Source organism: Rhodoferax sp. GT1R46, from assembly GCF_056521285.1.
In genome coordinates this window covers 59,207-77,222 of sequence record NZ_JBWMBC010000002.1, presented here as the reverse complement: position 1 = coordinate 77,222, position 18,016 = coordinate 59,207, and the positions used below count along the sequence as shown (strand labels likewise).

Here is an 18,016-nt window from a genome sequence, read left to right as displayed (position 1 = left end):
ACTACTTTCCATCCCCTGTTTTTTTGCTATTGCAGCCCCCCTCTCATTTCAACGCCATGACTTTTTCCCCGCAAAAATTTTCCGCTGCCATCATCGACCTGGACGGTACTCTGGTCGACACCCTGGGTGACTTTGTCGTGGCATTGCAGCGCATGCTGCATGACCTGCCTGCACCATTTGCGGACTACGTGGTGGAACGCAACGTCGTGGAGCGCTTGGTGGGGCGTGGCTCCGAACATCTGATAAAAAGCCTTCTAGCCCACGTGGATACTGCGCTGGCAGCTACACAATTCATAGCAATTTATGAGAAGGCATGGCAGAGCTATCAGCTGCATTACCGAACCATCAACGGCCAGTATGCGCAGGTGTACCCCGGCGCGCTGGAGGGGTTGATACGACTGCAGTCCATGGGTTTGCGGCTGGCTTGCGTCACCAACAAACCGACCGCTTTTGCAAAGGACTTGTTGCGCATGAAGGCGCTCGATGGTTTCTTCGAAGTCACCCTGGGTGGCGACGCGGTGGAGCGCAAGAAGCCCGACCCCATGCCTCTGCTGAAGGCCTGTGAATTACTGGGCTCGTTGCCAGAGCGCACCTTGATGGTGGGCGACTCCAGCAACGATGCACTGGCTGCGCGCGCTGCAGGTTGTCCGGTGTTGATGGTCACGTATGGCTACAACCACGGACAACCGGTGCACGCGGTGGATGCAGACGCCTTTGCTGATTCTTTGGCGGAGATCCCCTGGGCCGACTAGTGGCCTTCAGGGTTCTGGCCGACTATTTGACGCTGAGCAATGCGTCCTTGAGCTTGAAGTCCGCCGGCACCTGGCCCAGCCAGATGGACATGATGGCCTTGAAGAATTCGGGCTCCTTGAAGGGGTCTCCCTGGACCTTGCCCTTTGCCGTGACGACCATTCCTGTACCGGGAATCCAGTCCAGTGTGATGACGTCACCAACGACCAGTTGCTTGTTGGCTGAAAAGACATCACTCATGCGGATCAGGCCGGGGACGAGCTTGGACATTTCGTGCTTGGGCACGTTGTCTTCTACCCCGCGGGTCATCAGCTTGCCAAAGGCGCCGGCGTCAATGTCCCGGACAAAAGTCATAGTCAGGCGCTTGGGGCCTTGGGCTCCAGCCAGCTCATCCAGCGAAGACACCTTCTTGCTCGCATACAGCTCGGCAACATACACCTTGAAAGGACCTTTGTACCGCGTGCCTGCGCCATTGAGCGGGAGTTTGGCTCCGGCCACCACGGCACTGTCTTCCACTTTCACGCCATTGATTTCCATGGGGGCGGCCAAAGCGGCCCCACTAAGACAAAGAGCCAGGGAGCCAGTGAGAAGGTGTTTCTTCAATTGCATGTTGTATTCCCGGATTAAAAAAAAGAACGGTCGTTCGTTTTTGAGTCGCTATTTTGCACTTTTTCCCAGGCGCTGTGTATGCGGGTTTTCGAGAGTACCGACAGGGAAGCCTGCGTGGGTTTGCCGGCAGCGGGTGTCTTCAGGTTTGCTACACTGGCACCATGTTTATCCACTACATCAGCATTACAGGTTGCAGCGACCGGGGGGCTTGGCCCTGGCGTACGCCGACTGTCATGCCTGAGCTCACTGCTGCGCGCCACGTCTGATCACCAGACGGCAATGCGCGGCTCCCTGGTGAGTTTTGCGCGGTCAAGCGGCACGGACTTCCTTTCCGACATCTTGCGCGCACCCCGTCTTCCCCCATGAGGCGCTGGTGGCCCCGGCGGCCACTGCGCATTGAGAGGTAAATACCCGTGATCTCTGAACCAGAATTCCTGGCGTTAAGCGCACAAGGCTTTAATCGCATTCCTTTGATGGCCCAGGCGTTTGCCGACCTGGAGACGCCACTGTCCCTGTATCTCAAGCTGGCCCACATGCCCGGTGCCACCATCGTGGATGACCTGGATACCGGCAAATACAGTTTCTTGCTGGAGTCGGTGGTGGGTGGCGAGCGTTTTGGTCGCTACAGCTTTATTGGTTTGCCCGCCCGCACACTGGTGCGTGCCAGTGGCTTTGGCAAGGACGCCCGCACCGAGGTGGTGACCGACGGCGTGGTGGTGGAAACATCCAGCGCCAACCCGCTGGACTTTATTGCCGATTACCAAAAGCGATTCAGAGTGGCCCTGCGCCCCGGTTTGCCGCGCTTTTGCGGTGGGCTCGCTGGCTACTTTGGCTATGACGCGGTGCGTTACATCGAAAAGAAGCTCGAAGCCACATGTCCGCCCGACGAGCTGGGCTGCCCCGACATTCTGCTGTTGCAGTGTGAAGAACTGGCGGTGATTGACAACCTGTCGGGCAAGCTGTATTTGATTGTGTACGCCGACCCCGGACAGCCTGAGGCCTACTCGCGGGCCAAGCGGCGCCTGCGGGAGCTCAAGGACCGGCTGGCGCAGGCCGTCAGTATTCCGGCCGTCAAGCCGACACCGGGCTACCCCGCCCAGCGTGACTTTGCCAAGGCGGATTACATTGCCGCCGTAGAGCGTGCCAAGGAGCTGATTGCCGGAGGCGATTTCATGCAGGTGCAGGTGGGGCAGCGCATCAAGAAGCGCTACACCGAGTCACCCCTCAGCCTGTACCGTGCGCTGCGTTCGCTCAACCCCAGCCCGTATATGTACTACTACCACTTTGGAGATTTCCATGTGGTGGGCGCCAGCCCGGAGATTCTGGTGCGCCAGGAGCAGGTCAATGTAGACGGAACCCTGGAAACCAGGGTAACCATTCGCCCGTTGGCCGGAACCCGCCCCCGTGGCGCGACGCCCGAGCTCGACAAGGCCGCCGAGGTGGAGTTGGTGAACGACCCCAAGGAGCGCGCTGAGCATGTAATGCTGATTGACCTGGCGCGCAACGACATTGGCCGCATCGCCAAGATTGGCAGTGTCAAGGTGTCGGATGCATTCTGCGTGGAGCGCTACAGCCATGTGATGCACATCGTGAGCAATGTCGAAGGCACCCTGCTGGACGGCATGACCAGCATGGACGTGCTCAAGGCCACCTTTCCTGCGGGCACCCTCACTGGCGCACCCAAGGTGCATGCCATGGAGCTGATTGACCAGCTGGAGCCGACCAAGCGCGGCCTCTATGGCGGTGCCTGTGGCTACCTCAGCTACGCCGGTGATATGGATGTGGCCATTGCCATCCGCACCGGCATCATCAAGGACCAGACTCTGTATGTGCAGGCGGCTGCCGGCGTGGTGGCCGACAGCGTGCCCGAGCTGGAGTGGAAAGAAACAGAGGCCAAGGCGCGCGCACTGCTGCGTGCCAGCGAACTGGTTGAGGAGGGACTGGAATGAGCGCCGCAAAACCCCGGTTGTTGATGATCGACAACTACGACAGTTTTACCTACAACATCGTCCAGTATTTTGGTGAACTCGGTGCCGAAGTCGAGGTGTTTCGCAACGATGAAATCACCGTCGAGGGCATTGCCGCGCGCAACCCCGACCGGCTGGTGGTGTCGCCAGGGCCGTGCTCACCGGCCGAGGCGGGTATCTCGGTGGCCGCCATCCAGCACTTTATTGGCAAGCTGCCCATTCTGGGCGTGTGCCTGGGGCACCAGAGCATCGGCGCGGCACTCGGCGGCAAGATCGTGCGGGCACAGCAACTCATGCACGGCAAGACCAGTGTGATCACCACGACCGGGGAGGGCGTGTTTGCCGGATTGCCAGAAAAGTTCACCGTCAACCGCTACCATTCGCTGGCGATCGAGCGCGCGACCTGCCCCAAGGAACTGAAAATCACCGCCTGGACCCTTGATGGCGAAATCATGGGCGTGCGCCACACCGGTTTGCCCGAAGCGGTGCGCATGGAGGGGGTGCAGTTTCATCCTGAGTCCATCCTCACTGAGCACGGCCATGCCATGCTGAAGAATTTTTTGCTATAAATTAAATAGCTGCTTGTGCAGTATCTACGGGGGCTAGAGGCCAATATGACCACAATAGTTGATCTGCGCAGTGACACCGTCACGCAACCCACGGCCGCCATGCGCGCAGCCATGATGGCAGCCCCCCTGGGTGATGACGTGTTTGCCGACGACCCCAGCGTGAACGCATTGCAAGACCAGATCGCGCAGATGCTGGGCTTTGAAGCCGCGCTGTTCATGCCCACCGGCACGCAGAGCAACCTGTGCGCCATCATGGCGCACTGCCAGCGCGGTGACGAATACATCGTGGGTCAGATGGCCCACACCTACCGATGGGAAGGCGGCGGTGCCGCCGTATTGGGTAGCGTGCAGCCGCAGCCCTTGAACCACCAGAGCGACGGCACGCTGGCCCTGGCCGACATTGAAGCGGCCATCAAGCCCGACGACGCCCACTTTGCCCGCACCCGCCTGCTGACGCTGGAAAACACGCTCGGTGGCAAGTTGCTGCCTTTTGACTACATTCAGGCCGCCACCGATTTGGCCCTGAACAAGGGTTTGAGTCGCCATCTGGACGGGGCACGGCTGTTCAATGCGGCCACGGCACAGGCAGGTATCAATTTAGAAGCAAGTGCCATCCAGCGGGAAGCCCGGCGCATCGCCCAATGCTTTGACAGTGTGAGCGTGTGCTTCAGCAAAGGCTTGGGCGCACCGGTGGGCTCGGCGCTGTGTGGCAGCCGCGACTTCATCGCCCGTGCCCATCGCATCCGCAAGATGGCGGGCGGTGGCATGCGCCAGTCGGGCATGCTGGCGGCGGCGGCCCGCTATGCGCTGGACCACCATATTGCGCGTCTGGCCCATGACCATGCGCGGGCGCGTCGGCTCGCCGATGGCCTGGGTGGACTGGAAGGCGTGCAGGTGGAAGTGCCGCACACCAACATCGTGTTTGTCGACTTGACCGGAGCCGCACGCGCGCAGTCGGCCGGCCTGTTGGCGCACCTGGCCGCGCGCGGCATTTTGGCCACCGGCCTGTACCGACTGCGCTTTGTGACGCACCTGGATGTGGATGAGGCCGGGATCGATCGCGCCGTGGCCGCCATTCGCGGGTTTTTTCAGGCTGTGTCCTGACCATGCCTCTGGATCAATTGCTTTTGTTTATCGCGGCGGGCTTGCTGCTGAACCTTACGCCCGGGCCGGATGTGCTGTACATCGTGACCAACGCCCTGCGTTCAGGCGCAAGGGCGGGCGTGATTGCCGCACTGGGCATCACCGCAGGCTGCTTTGTGCATATTTTTGCCGCCGCCTTGGGCGTGAGCGCCCTGATGGCGGCCTCCAGCACCGCCTTCACCCTTCTCACGTGGGCGGGGGCCGCCTACCTGGTTTATGTGGGTCTGCGCATGTTGCTGGCACGCACGCCATCTGCTATCAATTTGGAAGCTACTCCCGCAGGTAATACCGGGGCTAGCGACCTGAAAGGCATATTTTTTAGAGGCTTCTGGACGAATGCGCTGAACCCGAAAGTGGCCCTGTTTTTTCTGGCCTTTGTGCCCCAGTTCATCGCGCCCGAGGTGGAGCAGAAGGCACTGGCCTTCCTGTTGCTGGGGCTGCTGTTCAATTTCAATGGTCTGTGGGTCAATATCGGCTGGGCACTGGTCGCTGCCTGGATGGCGACCCGGATGGGTGCCGTCCAGCGCCGGCTGCAGGGGTTGGAGCGCCTGGCTGGCTGCCTGTTCATCGGCTTTGGCGTCAAGTTGGCCCTGACCGACAATCCAGGTACTTAAGGAATCATCGATATGCCCCAGGCGAGCAAGATAACCCCCCAGGAAGCGCTGTTGCGCACCATCGAGCACCGCGAAATTTTTCATGACGAAATGCTGCACCTCATGCGGCAAATCATGTCGGGCGAGATGTCACCCGTGATGATGGCAGCACTCATCACCGGTCTGCGTGTCAAAAAGGAAACCATTGGCGAGATCACCGCCGCAGCCCAGGTGATGCGCGAGTTTTCCACCAAGGTGGACGTGGCCGACAAAACCTATCTTGTGGATATTGTGGGCACCGGTGGCGATGGTTCGCACACCTTCAATATCTCCACCTGCTCCATGTTTGTGGCCGCTGCAGCGGGGGCCAAGGTCAGCAAGCACGGCGGGCGGGGTGTCAGCAGCAAAAGCGGCAGCGCCGATGTGCTGGAGGCGCTGGGACTGAACATCAATCTGTCGCCCGCGGCCATTGCCCGATGCATCGAAACGGTGGGGGTGGGCTTCATGTTCGCGCCCAACCACCATCCCGCCATGAAAAATGTCGGCCCGGTACGTCGTGAGCTGGGCATCAAGACCATCTTCAACATCCTGGGGCCGCTGACCAATCCGGCCAGTGCTCCCAACATCCTGATGGGCGTGTTTCACGCCGATCTGGTCGGCATTCAGGTACGCGCCCTGCAGCGCCTGGGCGCCGAACACGCTCTGGTGGTCTACGGCCGCGATGGGTTGGACGAGGTGTCGCTGGGTGCCGCTACCCTGGTCGGGGAGCTGAAAAATGGCGAGATCACCGAATACGAAGTGCATCCGGAGGACTTTGGAATGGTGATGTCCAGCAACCGCGCCTTGAAAGTGGAAACGGCAGAAGACTCCAAAGCCATGTTGCTGGGGGTGCTGAACGACCAGCCTGGCCCGGCCAAGGATATTGTGCTGCTCAACGCCGGCGCTGCGCTCTACGCGGCCAATGTAGCCAATAGCATGGAAGCCGGCATCCAGCTTGCGCGAGCAGCTATCGAATCAGGAGCAGCCAAGGCCAAACTGGAGCAGTTGATCGCCCAGTCGCACGCACTGGGCGGAGTCTGACGTGTCGGGCATCTGGCAAGACTCCGGCACCTGGATTGCACTGGGCGTGTCGGTTATTTTTATCTTCGTGGGGCTGGTCATGCACCGCGTTTTCATCAAAATTTTAAAAAATGGCTCCGAGGAGCTCCCGCATCATGAGTGACATTCTGGACAAAATTGTGGCCGTCAAGCGAGAAGAGGTGGCAGCCGCGCTCAAACGCAAGTCATTGGCCTTGGTGCGCTCGGATGCCGAGTCGCGGGTGCTCACGCGCGATTTCGTCGGCGCGATGCGCGCCAAAATCGAAGCAGGTCGCCCGGCGGTTATTGCTGAAATCAAGAAGGCCAGCCCCAGCAAGGGCGTGCTGCGTGCCGATTTCATCCCGGCTGACATTGCGCAGAGCTACGCCGAAAATGGTGCCGCGTGCTTGTCGGTGCTCACCGATGTGCAGTTCTTCCAGGGCGAGATTGACTTTCTCAAGCAGGCCCGTGCCTCGTGTCAGTTGCCGGTGCTGCGCAAAGACTTCATGGTGGACCCCTACCAAATTTACGAGTCCCGCGCCATGGGGGCGGACTGCATTTTGCTGATCGCCGCCTGCCTGGATGACGCGCAGATGAAGGACATGGAAGCCATCGCCCGCAGCCTGGATATGGCGGTCCTGGTGGAGGTGCACGACCAGCCGGAGCTGGAGCGGGCGCTGAAGCTCAAAACCCCCTTGATTGGCGTGAACAACCGCAATTTGAAAACCTTTGAGGTGTCGCTGAACACCACGCTGGCTCTGCGTACGCTGGTTCCTGCGGATCGCCTGCTGGTGACCGAAAGCGGCATTCAGACCCGCGAAGACGTACTGCGCATGGGGGCGGCCGGGGTCAACGCCTTCCTGGTGGGCGAAGCGTTCATGCGCGCGCCCGATCCGGGCCTGGCTTTGGCTGAGTTGTTTGGCTGAAATCGTGGGTTCGACGGATCCCTCTGGGGCCCGCTTGACCGAGTGGGAGCCGCAACGCTGGAGGGTTGCCCCGGACTGGCAGCCCACGGTTGACCTGTTCCTGAAGGGCCCGGCGGGACAGCAGTTGGGTCATTTCATCCGCCAGCGCCTGGCTGCCGGGGCCGTCATCTACCCACCACAGCCATTGCGGGCACTGGCGCTGACGCCGCTGTCCCGTGTCAAGGTGGTCATTCTGGGGCAGGACCCGTACCATGGTCCGGGGCAGGCCGAAGGCCTGGCGTTTTCCGTGGCTCCGGGGCTTCGGTTACCCCCATCCCTGCGCAATATCTTCAAGGAGTTGGCGCAGGAGGCGGCGCAGGCTTATCCCGGCGCTCCGCCAAAGCCTTTGCCCGCGAGCGGATCTCTCGTCAATTGGGCCGACCAAGGCGTGTTGTTGCTCAATGCATGCCTGACGGTGGAGCGAGGGCTGCCGGCCAGCCATGCCAATCAAGGTTGGGAGGCGCTCACCAACGCGATGGTTCAGGCCGTTCTGGGCAATCGAAACCCGGTGATTTTTCTGCTGTGGGGTGCACACGCGCAGAAAATGGCGGGGCAAGTACAGGCAGCAGCAGGAAATCACAAAGTGTTGACGGCCAATCACCCCTCCCCACTCTCCGCCCTGCGCCCGCCACAACCTTTTATCGGGTGCGGACATTTCCGCGAAGCCAATGCATGGCTGAAACAGTCTGGCGAAACGTCCGTGGACTGGTAATTGTTTTCGGCCCGATCGCCAGACCCGCAAAACGGTGGCATAATCCGGGGTTCACCTTAGGAGAGGTGGCCGAGTGGTTAATGGCAGCAGACTGTAAATCTGCCCTCTTACGAGTACGCTGGTTCGAATCCAGCCCTCTCCACCAGTGATGAGTTAACTGTTTTTGGTTGAGCCTATGCGGGGTTCGTATAGTGGTAATACCTTAGCCTTCCAAGCTAAAGCGAGGAGTTCGATTCTCCTACCCCGCTCCACAGTTGGTTTGTTGTTGGATTGTTGTGAATGTTTTAATGCCCTTTTGGCTCAGTGGTAGAGCACCCCCTTGGTAAGGGGGAGGTCGCGGGTCCGATTCCCGCAAAGGGCACCAGTTTTGATTTGACGCATTAGTCGTCTCTTGTTTTTCGTCATTTAGCGGAGTTCAAAATGGGAAAAGAAAAATTCACGCGTACCAAGCCCCACGTCAACGTCGGCACTATTGGCCACGTTGACCACGGCAAAACCACGCTGACTGCAGCCATCACTTCCGTGTTGGCGGCCAAGTTCGGCGGCACCGCCCGTGCTTACGACCAGATCGACGCAGCACCGGAAGAAAAAGCCCGCGGCATCACGATCAACACCGCCCACGTCGAGTACGAAACCGCGAATCGCCATTACGCCCACGTTGACTGCCCAGGACACGCTGACTATGTGAAAAACATGATCACCGGTGCTGCCCAGATGGACGGCGCGATCCTGGTTTGCTCCGCTGCTGACGGCCCTATGCCCCAGACCCGCGAGCACATCCTGCTGGCCCGTCAGGTTGGCGTGCCTTACATCATCGTGTTCCTGAACAAGTGCGACATGGTGGATGACGCCGAATTGCTCGAACTCGTTGAAATGGAAGTTCGCGAGCTGCTCGACAAATACGATTTCCCAGGTGACTCCACCCCCATCATCCACGGCAGCGCCAAGCTCGCCCTCGAAGGTGACAAGGGTCCATTGGGTGAAGAAGCCATCATGAAGCTGGCTGAAGCACTCGACACCTACATCCCCATGCCTGAGCGTGCAGTGGATGGCGCATTCCTGATGCCCGTCGAAGACGTGTTCTCGATCTCCGGTCGTGGCACCGTGGTGACTGGCCGTATCGAGCGCGGTATTGTCAAAGTCGGCGAAGAAATCGAAATCGTCGGCATCTCTGACACCCAGAAAACCATCTGTACCGGCGTCGAAATGTTCCGCAAACTGCTCGACCAAGGTCAAGCGGGCGACAACGTCGGCATCTTGCTGCGCGGCACCAAGCGGGAAGATGTGCAGCGCGGCCAAGTGCTGTGCAAGCCCAACTCCATCAAGCCCCACACCCACTTCACGGGCGAGATCTATGTCTTGTCCAAAGACGAAGGTGGCCGTCACACGCCTTTCTTCAACAACTACCGCCCCCAGTTCTACTTCCGTACAACGGACGTGACAGGTGCGATCGAGTTGCCAGAGGGCAAAGAGATGGTGATGCCGGGTGACAACGTGTCGATCACGGTGAAGCTGATCAACCCGATCGCCATGGAAGAAGGCCTGCGCTTTGCGATCCGCGAAGGCGGTCGTACGGTTGGTGCCGGTGTGGTTGCCAAAATCATTGCGTAAGAAGTTGTAGGGGTATAGCTCAATTGGCAGAGCGTCGGTCTCCAAAACCGAAGGTTGTAGGTTCGATTCCTACTGCCCCTGCCAACCAGTTGGTCTGAAACTGGTGGCACTCAGGCCCGCTACGCTGTAGCGGGCTTTGGCGTCTAGAGCTTGGTAGGTTTGAATTGAACTAGAAACGCGAATTACACAAATTATGGCCACGTCACAAATTCAAACCGTCAATACGGGCGCAGACAAAGCCAAGTTGGCTACTGCCTCCGTCTTGGTGGTGGCTGCGTTGGCTGCCTTCTATCTGCTGGGTAAGCAGGGGCCTCTCGTTCAGTGGGGTGCGCTTATTGCGGGCCTGTTGGCTGCTGCAGGAGTCTTCTTTTCATCTGAGGCCGGAAAGCAGTTGGTCGGATTTGGCCGGGATGCGTGGCGCGAAGTCAAAAAAGTGGTTTGGCCTTCACGCAAGGAAGCAATCCAGATTACGGTCTATGTGTTTGGATTCGTGCTGATCATGGCCTTGTTCCTCTGGTTGACGGACAAGACGCTTGAGTGGCTTTTTTACGATTTGATTCTGGGGTGGAAAAAATAATGACTGATGTTGTAGATACCCCCTCAGCTGAACAGGTGCCGGCTACTCCAGTAAATCCCGACTTGCGTTGGTATGTGGTGCATGCTTATTCCGGCATGGAAAAAGCGGTAGAGCGCAATATCCTTGAGCGTATTGCCCGGGCTGGCATGCAGGACAAGTTCGGCCGCATCCTTGTTCCCATGGAAGAAGTGGTAGAAATCAAAAACGGTCAGAAGAAAACGACTGAGCGTAAATTTTTCCCAGGCTATGTGCTGGTGGAAATGGTGATGGATGACGACAGCTGGCATTTGGTCAAGCACACCAATAAGGTAACCGGTTTCGTCGGTGGTGCAAAAAACCGACCAGCACCGATCTCTGAGGCTGAGGTGATGAAAATCGTCAGTCAAATGCAGGAGGGCACAGAGAAGCCGCGCCACAAGGTGGAATTTATTGTGGGCGAATTCGTGCGTGTCAAGGAAGGCCCATTCACGGATTTCAACGGATCCGTGGAAGATGTGAATTACGAAAAGAGCAAGGTACGCGTCGCCGTGACCATCTTTGGGCGTTCGACTCCTGTCGAGCTTGAGTTTTCCCAGATAGAGAAAACGTAAGTTTCACACAGTCAGTTTGGTTTTTGGTTTCGCGCTTCCCGACTCGGTGCGAAACAAGTTCAAGAGTCGTTAACCCCGGGGAGCTGCGGCCTGCGTTGTGCAATGCCAATGCGCTAATACCCGCAAGGAGAAATCATGGCGAAAAAAATCGTCGGTTTTGTCAAGCTGCAAGTGCCAGCTGGTAAGGCCAACCCATCCCCCCCCATCGGCCCAGCTTTGGGTCAACGTGGCCTGAACATCATGGAGTTCTGCAAGGCATTCAATGCGCAGACGCAAGGTGTCGAGCCCGGTCTGCCGTTGCCGGTGGTCATTACCGCTTATGCGGACAAGAGCTTTACCTTCATCATCAAGACGCCGCCTGCGACCGTTTTGATCAAGAAGGCGATCAAGCTGGACAAGGGCTCTGCCAATCCCCTGAAAGACAAGGTCGGCAAGATCACCCGGGCTCAGCTCGAAGAAATTGCAAAAACCAAGATGAAGGACATGACTGCGGCCGATCTGGACGCTGCTGTTCGCACGATCGCTGGTACAGCCCGCTCGATGGGCGTGAATGTGGAGGGCGTTTAAATGTCCAAGCTCACCAAAAAACAAAAAGCCCAGCAAGGCAAGATTGATAGCAACAAGCTGTACCCGTTGAGCGATGCGCTCGGCTTGGTCAAGGGGTTTGCTACTGCCAAGTTCGATGAGTCGATTGACGTGGCTGTGCAACTCGGCATCGACGCCAAGAAATCTGACCAGGTCGTCCGCGGCGCCGTTGTGCTGCCAAATGGCACCGGTAAGACCAAGCGTGTCGCGGTGTTTGCACAAGGTGCCAAGGCGGATGAAGCCCGTGCCGCCGGTGCTGACATCGTCGGTATGGATGACTTGGCTGCGATGGTCAAGGCCGGTGACATGCCGTTCGATATCGTGATTGCTGCTCCTGATGCCATGCGCATTGTGGGTACGCTGGGTCAGATTTTGGGCCCACGCGGTTTGATGCCTAACCCAAAGGTTGGAACGGTTACGCCGGATGTTGCTACAGCTGTCAAGAACGCCAAAGCGGGTCAGGTTCAGTTCCGCGTCGACAAGGCCGGTATTGTTCACTCCACCATTGGCCGTCGCTCGTTTGAGTCGGCACAGTTGCAGGGCAACCTGGCTGCATTGGTTGATGCGTTGACCAAAGCCAAGCCAGCTTCCAGCAAAGGTGTTTATTTGCGCAAGGTTGCCGTTTCGTCAACCATGGGTGTGGGCGTTCGCGTGGACCTTCAGTCCATCACGGCGTAATAGAGAATTTGGATGCTCTGCAAAGGGTGTCCGATGTGGTGGGCTGTTGGGGTTTTAAATCTCCCGCAGGTCATCCAAGACCGTTGGTGCGCAGCTCGCTGCGCTTAATCAGACTTTTGGGGATTCACCCTGAAAGGCCGCCAACGCAGATGGCGATCCCGCTGCAGATGGAACATGTTCCTTCAAACAGTTGGTCGCTGCAATGTGTGCGCCGCGTGACGAGAGTCGCAAGGCGCGATTTAAAGGAGTAGACCTTGAGTCTTAATCGCAGTGAGAAAGAAGCGGTCATCAGTGATGTGACCGGCCTCGCCGCTAAAGCTCAAACGCTCGTGATCGCGGAATACCGTGGCATCACGGTCGCTGACATGACCAAATTGCGTGCTGCCGCGCGTAACAGTGGTGTGACCCTGAGCGTGTTGAAAAACACCTTGGCTCGCCGCGCTGTTGCCGGTACCGCATTTGACGTTGTGGCCGACCAGATGACCGGTCCTCTGATCTATAGCTTTTCCGAAGATGCTGTAGCCGCTGCAAAAGTGGTGGCTGAGTTCGCGAAAACCAATGACAAGTTGGTGATCCGTGCTGGCGCATACGGTGGAAAAGTTCTGGACGTGAACGGCGTTAAGCAATTGGCAAGCATCCCTTCCAAGGAAGTGTTGTTGGCTATGTTGTTGGGCTTGATGCAGTCCCCCATCTCCCGTACGGCACGTGTGCTGTCGGCGCTGGCGGAACAAAGAGGCGCTGGTGCAGCAGAAGAAGCTGCACCCGCAGAGGCAGTTGAGGCGTAACAGCCTCCTGTCTGTAGTAACCAATATTGTTAGGAAATAAAAATGGCATTCGATAAAGACGCATTTTTGACCGCGCTGGACAGCATGACGGTCATGGAACTCAACGACCTGGTGAAAGCCATCGAAGAGAAATTTGGCGTAAGCGCTGCAGCAATGTCTGCACCTGCTGCAGGTGGCGGAGCCGCTGCTGCAGTGGAAGAGAAGACTGAATTCAACGTCGTTCTGCTGGAAGCTGGCGCTAACAAAGTGTCCGTCATCAAGGCCGTGCGCGAAATCACGGGTCTGGGTCTGAAAGAAGCCAAGGACATGGTTGACGGCGCTCCAAAGGCTGTCAAAGAAGCCGTCTCCAAGGCTGACGCTGAAGCCGCAATGAAGAAGCTCGTCGACGCAGGTGCCAAGGTCGAACTGAAGTAATCGCCTCGTGTGATTGGGCTGGGAGCTCCCAAAGGGCTCCCAGCCTTTCCCGCTTGTGGACATGTTGTTAGTGCACACCAAAAAGTAGTGGTTTCACTTCTTTTTAGTGTCTTCTGACCCCGACTGCAGAAGACGCCTTGGTACGGGTTGTGTGCAATGCGCAACCGTCCGCCAGTGATTGGTAGTGGCCAATCGCCAAGAATAGTTGAGTGTGATGCTCAGCGCGACAGTCGCCTAGGACCCCCAGGATTCCTCAGTCTTTGCCCGGAGATCTAATGGCTTATACATACACTGAACGCAAGCGCATTCGCAAAAATTTCGGTAATCGCGATAGCGTGCTTGAAATTCCCTATCTGCTGCAAATGCAAAAAGATGCGTACACCGCATTTTTGCAGGCAGATGTCGCTCCGAAGAAGAGAACCGCTGAAGGTTTGCAGGCCGCTTTTGAGGCCGCATTCCCCATCGTTTCGCACAATGGTTTTGTGGAGATGAAGTACCTTGAGTACAACCTCGCCAAGCCAGGCTTCGACGTGCGTGAATGCCAGACCCGTGGCTTGACATTTGCCTCGGCTGTGCGCGCCAAGGTGCAACTGATCATTTATGACCGCGAGTCGTCGACTTCCCAGAACAAGGTGGTCAAAGAGGTCAAGGAACAAGAAGTCTACATGGGCGAAGTGCCTCTGATGACTGGCAAGGGTTCCTTCATCATCAATGGTACTGAGCGCGTGATCGTGTCCCAGTTGCACCGTTCTCCTGGCGTGTTCTTCGAACACGACAAGGGCAAGACCCACAGCTCGGGTAAGTTGCTGTTCTCCGCTCGTATCATTCCTTACCGCGGTTCATGGCTCGATTTCGAGTTCGATCCCAAGGATTTGCTGTACTTCCGTGTTGACCGTCGCCGCAAAATGCCGGTTACGATTTTGCTCAAAGCCATCGGCCTGACCAATGAGTCGATCCTTGCCAACTTCTTTGTCAACGACAACTTCCGCCTGATGGACAGCGGGGCCCAGATGGAGTTTGTGGCTGAGCGTCTGCGCGGTGAGGTAGCACGTTTTGACATTACCGACAAGAGCGGTAAGGTGGTGGTCGCCAAGGACAAACGCGTTACCGCACGCCACACCCGCGAACTGGAGCAGTCTGCTACCACGCATATCAGCGTGCCAGAAGACTTTTTGGTCGGCCGAGTCGTGGCTCGTAACATCATCGATGGTGACACCGGTGAGATCGTGGCAAAGGCCAACGAAGAGTTGACTGAGGCACTGCTCAAGAAGCTCCGTCTTTCTGGTGTGCAGGACCTCCCCTGCATCTACACCAACGAACTCGATCAAGGCGCCTACATCTCGCAGACTCTGCGTACCGATGAAACCGTAGACGAGTTTGCCGCACGGGTTGCCATCTACCGCATGATGCGCCCAGGTGAGCCACCTACAGAAGATGCAGTTCAAGCCCTGTTCCAGCGCCTGTTCTACAACCCGGACACCTACGATCTGTCGCGTGTGGGGCGCATGAAGTTCAACGCCAAGATGGGTCGCTCTGAATCCACCGGCCCTAAAGTGCTGGCTAACGAAGACATCCTGGCCGTGGTCAAGATTCTCGTAGACCTGCGCAACGGACGCGGGGATGTTGACGATATCGACCACCTTGGCAATCGCCGTGTGCGTTGCGTTGGCGAGTTGGCCGAGAACCAGTACCGTACGGGTCTGGCGCGTATCGAGAAGGCTGTGAAGGAACGTCTGGGTCAGGCCGAGCAAGAGCCGCTGATGCCCCACGATCTGATCAATAGCAAGCCGATTTCTGCCGCACTGAAAGAGTTTTTTGGTGCATCCCAGTTGTCCCAATTCATGGACCAGACCAACCCGCTTTCCGAGATCACGCACAAGCGTCGCGTCTCGGCTCTTGGCCCGGGCGGTTTGACCCGTGAACGTGCTGGTTTTGAAGTCCGTGACGTGCACGTGACCCATTACGGTCGTGTGTGCCCTATTGAGACGCCTGAAGGTCCGAACATCGGACTGATCAATTCGTTGGCTCTGTATGCGCGTTTGAATGAATATGGGTTCATCGAAACACCGTATCGCCGCGTAGGTGATGGCAAAGTAACCAACCAGATTGATTACCTGTCCGCCATTGAAGAAGGCAAGTACGTCATTGCACAGGCCAATGCGGCTCTGGACAAAGACGGCAAGTTGACCGGCGACCTGGTGTCTGCCCGTGAAAAAGGCGAATCCATTCTGGTGGGCGCCGAGCGCGTGCAGTACATGGACGTGTCTCCTGCGCAGATCGTGTCGGTTGCCGCATCGCTGGTGCCATTCCTCGAGCACGATGATGCGAACCGCGCCTTGATGGGCGCCAACATGTCCCGCCAGGCCGTCCCGATTTTGCGTCCGGAAAAGCCATTCGTTGGTACGGGTATTGAACGCGTTGCCGCCATTGACTCCGGGACGGTCGTCACTGCGACCCGCGGCGGTTTGGTCGATTATGTCGATGCCACCCGTATCGTGATCCGGGTCAACGACGCAGAAGCGCAGGCTGGCGAAGTCGGTGTGGACATCTACAACCTGATCAAGTACCAACGCTCCAACCAGAACACCAACATCCACCAGCGTCCTATCGTCAAAAAGGGCGACATGCTCGCCAAGGGCGACGTGATTGCCGACGGCGCTTCCACCGATCTGGGTGAATTGGCTCTGGGTCAGAACATGCTGGTTGCGTTCATGCCATGGAACGGCTACAACTTCGAAGACTCGATTTTGATCAGCGAACGCGTGGTTGCCGAAGACCGCTACACCTCGATTCACATCGAGGAGTTGGTGGTCATGGCGCGCGACACGAAGCTGGGTGCCGAAGAAATTACCCGTGATATCCCTAATCTGAGCGAGCAGCAGCTGAATCGCCTGGACGAATCCGGCATCATTTACGTGGGTGCAGAAGTGCAGCCTGGTGACACGCTGGTTGGCAAGGTCACGCCCAAGGGTGAAACCACGCTGACTCCCGAAGAGAAGCTCCTGCGAGCCATCTTCGGCGAAAAAGCCAGCGATGTGAAGGACACCTCTCTGCGTGTGGATCAAGGTTCACAAGGCACCGTGATCGATGTGCAGGTGTTTACCCGTGAAGGGATCACCCGTGACCGCCGCGCTCAGCAAATTATTGACGACGAACTCAAGCGTTTCCGTTTGGACCTGAACGATCAAATCCGGATCGTGGAAGCCGACGCGTTTGACCGTATCGAGAAGTTGCTGAGCGACAAGGTGGCCAATGGTGGTCCTCAGAAGCTGGCCAAGGGTACAAAAATTGACAAGGCCTATCTCGCTTCAGTGGAGAAATTTCACTGGTTTGATATCCGCCCTGCCGAGGACGAAGTCGCGAGCCAACTGGAGAGCATCAAGAACTCCCTGGAGCAGACACGCCACAGCTTTGACCTCGCTTTTGAAGAGAAGCGCAAGAAATTGACACAAGGTGACGAACTGCCTGCGGGCGTTCTCAAAATGGTCAAGGTCTACATTGCTGTCAAGCGACGCTTGCAACCGGGTGACAAGATGGCTGGCCGTCACGGCAACAAGGGTGTGGTTTCCAAGATCGTTCCGGTCGAAGACATGCCTTATATGGCCGACGGCACGCCATGCGACATTGCACTCAACCCGCTGGGTGTGCCTTCACGTATGAACGTGGGTCAGGTGCTGGAAGTGCATTTGGGCTGGGCTGCCAAGGGCATTGGCCAGCGCATTGGGGACATGCTCCAGGCGGAGGCGAAAGTGGCAGAACTGCGCAGTTTCATGGAAGATCTCTACAACGGTTCCGGCCGCAAGGAAGAGCTCGCCAAGCTGAGCGACATCGATGTCTTCGAGATGGCAGCCAATCTATCGGGCGGTGCAACCTTTGCGACTCCCGTTTTTGACGGTGCTTCCGAAGAAGAGATCCGCGGCATGCTAAGACTCGCGTACCCCGAAGATATTGTCAAAGCCAAGGGCTTGACGGCTGCACGCACGCAGGCCAATCTGTTTGACGGTCGTACGGGTGAACCGTTCGAGCGCCCCACGACCATTGGGTACATGCACTTCCTGAAGTTGCACCACTTGGTCGATGACAAGATGCATGCCCGTTCGACCGGGCCTTACAGCCTGGTTACCCAGCAGCCGTTGGGTGGTAAAGCACAGTTTGGTGGACAGCGTTTTGGCGAGATGGAGGTGTGGGCACTTGAAGCGTACGGCGCTGCCTATACCCTGCAGGAAATGCTCACCGTCAAATCAGATGACGTGCAGGGCCGAACCAAGGTGTACGAGAGCATCGTCAAGGGCGAACACTCGATCGAAGCCGGTATGCCAGAGTCGTTCAATGTGCTGGTCAAGGAAATTCGTTCCTTGGGCATCGACATTGAACTTGAGCGTAGCTGATCG

At 57.7% G+C, this 18,016-nt stretch carries 18 protein-coding genes and 4 tRNA genes; 21 read left to right on the top strand and 1 reads right to left on the bottom strand.

The genetic code is table 11. The features are described 5' to 3' along the window. The first annotated feature begins 56 nt into the window (after positions 1-56). A complete protein-coding gene (gph, locus tag AC097W_RS05735) occupies positions 57-752 on the top strand; it encodes a phosphoglycolate phosphatase (protein ID WP_479601469.1) in 696 nt (231 codons plus the stop codon). Between the two features lie 22 nt (positions 753-774). On the opposite strand, the gene AC097W_RS05730 is transcribed toward gph, so the two are convergent. Continuing rightward, entirely contained in the window at positions 775-1,359 is a 585-nt protein-coding gene (locus AC097W_RS05730) for a chalcone isomerase family protein (RefSeq protein WP_479601467.1), read from the bottom strand. A 413-nt stretch (positions 1,360-1,772) separates the two neighbouring features. Between AC097W_RS05730 and AC097W_RS05725 the strand changes: the two genes are divergently transcribed. The 20 genes from AC097W_RS05725 to rpoB all read left to right on the top strand — a co-directional run bounded on the left by AC097W_RS05725 (position 1,773) and on the right by rpoB (position 18,013). Then, the gene (locus tag AC097W_RS05725; RefSeq protein WP_479601465.1) at positions 1,773-3,308 is read left to right on the top strand and encodes an anthranilate synthase component I family protein; all 1,536 of its coding nucleotides are present in this window, start codon (positions 1,773-1,775) and stop codon (positions 3,306-3,308) included. Further along, a complete protein-coding gene (locus AC097W_RS05720) occupies positions 3,305-3,895 on the top strand; it encodes an anthranilate synthase component II (protein ID WP_479601463.1) in 591 nt (196 codons plus the stop codon). Before AC097W_RS05725 ends, AC097W_RS05720 begins: the two co-directional genes overlap by 4 nt. A 45-nt stretch (positions 3,896-3,940) precedes the next feature. Next, positions 3,941-4,999, top strand: a complete 1,059-nt coding sequence (gene ltaE / locus AC097W_RS05715; protein ID WP_479601461.1) for a low-specificity L-threonine aldolase — start codon at positions 3,941-3,943, stop codon at positions 4,997-4,999. A gap of 2 nt (positions 5,000-5,001) precedes the next feature. Beyond that, on the top strand, positions 5,002-5,652 hold the full coding sequence (locus AC097W_RS05710) for a LysE family translocator (RefSeq protein WP_479601458.1): 651 nt from the start codon (positions 5,002-5,004) through the stop codon (positions 5,650-5,652). Between the two features lie 12 nt (positions 5,653-5,664). After that, positions 5,665-6,711, top strand: a complete 1,047-nt coding sequence (trpD, locus tag AC097W_RS05705; RefSeq protein ID WP_479601456.1) for an anthranilate phosphoribosyltransferase — start codon at positions 5,665-5,667, stop codon at positions 6,709-6,711. Position 6,712: 1 nt separating this feature from the next. Next, complete coding sequence (locus AC097W_RS05700; RefSeq protein WP_479601454.1) at positions 6,713-6,853, top strand: hypothetical protein; 141 nt, start codon at positions 6,713-6,715, stop codon at positions 6,851-6,853. Beyond that, the gene (gene trpC / locus AC097W_RS05695) at positions 6,846-7,634 is read left to right on the top strand and encodes an indole-3-glycerol phosphate synthase TrpC (RefSeq protein ID WP_479601452.1); all 789 of its coding nucleotides are present in this window, start codon (positions 6,846-6,848) and stop codon (positions 7,632-7,634) included. Before AC097W_RS05700 ends, trpC begins: the two co-directional genes overlap by 8 nt. After that, positions 7,627-8,385 (top strand): uracil-DNA glycosylase, encoded by a 759-nt coding sequence (locus AC097W_RS05690; protein WP_479601450.1) that lies wholly within the window; start codon positions 7,627-7,629, stop codon positions 8,383-8,385. Before trpC ends, AC097W_RS05690 begins: the two co-directional genes overlap by 8 nt. A 59-nt stretch (positions 8,386-8,444) precedes the next feature. Next, positions 8,445-8,530, top strand: a tRNA-Tyr gene (locus AC097W_RS05685). A 32-nt stretch (positions 8,531-8,562) separates the two neighbouring features. Beyond that, positions 8,563-8,636 (top strand) — tRNA-Gly (locus tag AC097W_RS05680). A gap of 38 nt (positions 8,637-8,674) precedes the next feature. Continuing rightward, positions 8,675-8,749: transfer RNA gene (locus tag AC097W_RS05675), tRNA-Thr, on the top strand. A gap of 56 nt (positions 8,750-8,805) precedes the next feature. Continuing rightward, positions 8,806-9,996, top strand: coding sequence for an elongation factor Tu (tuf, locus tag AC097W_RS05670; RefSeq protein WP_479601447.1), 1,191 nt, complete (start codon positions 8,806-8,808; stop codon positions 9,994-9,996). Between the two features lie 8 nt (positions 9,997-10,004). Then, positions 10,005-10,080: transfer RNA gene (locus tag AC097W_RS05665), tRNA-Trp, on the top strand. Between the two features lie 109 nt (positions 10,081-10,189). Continuing rightward, positions 10,190-10,573 (top strand): preprotein translocase subunit SecE, encoded by a 384-nt coding sequence (secE, locus tag AC097W_RS05660; RefSeq protein ID WP_479601445.1) that lies wholly within the window; start codon positions 10,190-10,192, stop codon positions 10,571-10,573. Beyond that, positions 10,573-11,163 carry a transcription termination/antitermination protein NusG gene (gene nusG, locus AC097W_RS05655; protein WP_479601443.1) on the top strand — a complete coding sequence of 197 codons (591 nt, stop codon included), beginning with the start codon at positions 10,573-10,575 and terminating at the stop codon, positions 11,161-11,163. The genes secE and nusG overlap by 1 nt, the downstream gene beginning before the upstream one ends. A 135-nt stretch (positions 11,164-11,298) precedes the next feature. Then, positions 11,299-11,730 (top strand): 50S ribosomal protein L11, encoded by a 432-nt coding sequence (gene rplK, locus AC097W_RS05650; protein ID WP_304765815.1) that lies wholly within the window; start codon positions 11,299-11,301, stop codon positions 11,728-11,730. Next, positions 11,731-12,426, top strand: a complete 696-nt coding sequence (gene rplA, locus AC097W_RS05645; protein WP_479601439.1) for a 50S ribosomal protein L1 — start codon at positions 11,731-11,733, stop codon at positions 12,424-12,426. A 254-nt stretch (positions 12,427-12,680) separates the two neighbouring features. After that, a complete protein-coding gene (gene rplJ / locus AC097W_RS05640; protein ID WP_479601437.1) occupies positions 12,681-13,211 on the top strand; it encodes a 50S ribosomal protein L10 in 531 nt (176 codons plus the stop codon). 42 nt (positions 13,212-13,253) lie between these two features. Continuing rightward, the gene (gene rplL / locus AC097W_RS05635; protein ID WP_479601434.1) at positions 13,254-13,625 is read left to right on the top strand and encodes a 50S ribosomal protein L7/L12; all 372 of its coding nucleotides are present in this window, start codon (positions 13,254-13,256) and stop codon (positions 13,623-13,625) included. 275 nt (positions 13,626-13,900) lie between these two features. Next, entirely contained in the window at positions 13,901-18,013 is a 4,113-nt protein-coding gene (gene rpoB, locus AC097W_RS05630; protein WP_479601432.1) for a DNA-directed RNA polymerase subunit beta, read from the top strand. The last annotated feature ends 3 nt before the right edge of the window (positions 18,014-18,016 follow it).

What these genes read in the sequence shown, in the direction of transcription:
- rplL (WP_479601434.1), top strand. Translation starts at nt 13,254, where the DNA reads ATGGCATTCGATAAAGACGCATTTTTGACCGCGCTGGACAGCATGACG.
- gph (WP_479601469.1), top strand. Translation starts at nt 57, where the DNA reads ATGACTTTTTCCCCGCAAAAATTTTCCGCTGCCATCATCGACCTGGAC.
- ltaE (WP_479601461.1), top strand. Translation starts at nt 3,941, where the DNA reads ATGACCACAATAGTTGATCTGCGCAGTGACACCGTCACGCAACCCACG.
- secE (WP_479601445.1), top strand. Translation starts at nt 10,190, where the DNA reads ATGGCCACGTCACAAATTCAAACCGTCAATACGGGCGCAGACAAAGCC.
- trpD (WP_479601456.1), top strand. Translation starts at nt 5,665, where the DNA reads ATGCCCCAGGCGAGCAAGATAACCCCCCAGGAAGCGCTGTTGCGCACC.
- AC097W_RS05720 (WP_479601463.1), top strand. Translation starts at nt 3,305, where the DNA reads ATGAGCGCCGCAAAACCCCGGTTGTTGATGATCGACAACTACGACAGT.
- rplA (WP_479601439.1), top strand. Translation starts at nt 11,731, where the DNA reads ATGTCCAAGCTCACCAAAAAACAAAAAGCCCAGCAAGGCAAGATTGAT.
- rplK (WP_304765815.1), top strand. Translation starts at nt 11,299, where the DNA reads ATGGCGAAAAAAATCGTCGGTTTTGTCAAGCTGCAAGTGCCAGCTGGT.
- nusG (WP_479601443.1), top strand. Translation starts at nt 10,573, where the DNA reads ATGACTGATGTTGTAGATACCCCCTCAGCTGAACAGGTGCCGGCTACT.
- rpoB (WP_479601432.1), top strand. Translation starts at nt 13,901, where the DNA reads ATGGCTTATACATACACTGAACGCAAGCGCATTCGCAAAAATTTCGGT.
- AC097W_RS05730 (WP_479601467.1), bottom strand. Translation starts at nt 1,359, where the DNA reads ATGCAATTGAAGAAACACCTTCTCACTGGCTCCCTGGCTCTTTGTCTT.
- AC097W_RS05710 (WP_479601458.1), top strand. Translation starts at nt 5,002, where the DNA reads ATGCCTCTGGATCAATTGCTTTTGTTTATCGCGGCGGGCTTGCTGCTG.
- trpC (WP_479601452.1), top strand. Translation starts at nt 6,846, where the DNA reads ATGAGTGACATTCTGGACAAAATTGTGGCCGTCAAGCGAGAAGAGGTG.
- tuf (WP_479601447.1), top strand. Translation starts at nt 8,806, where the DNA reads ATGGGAAAAGAAAAATTCACGCGTACCAAGCCCCACGTCAACGTCGGC.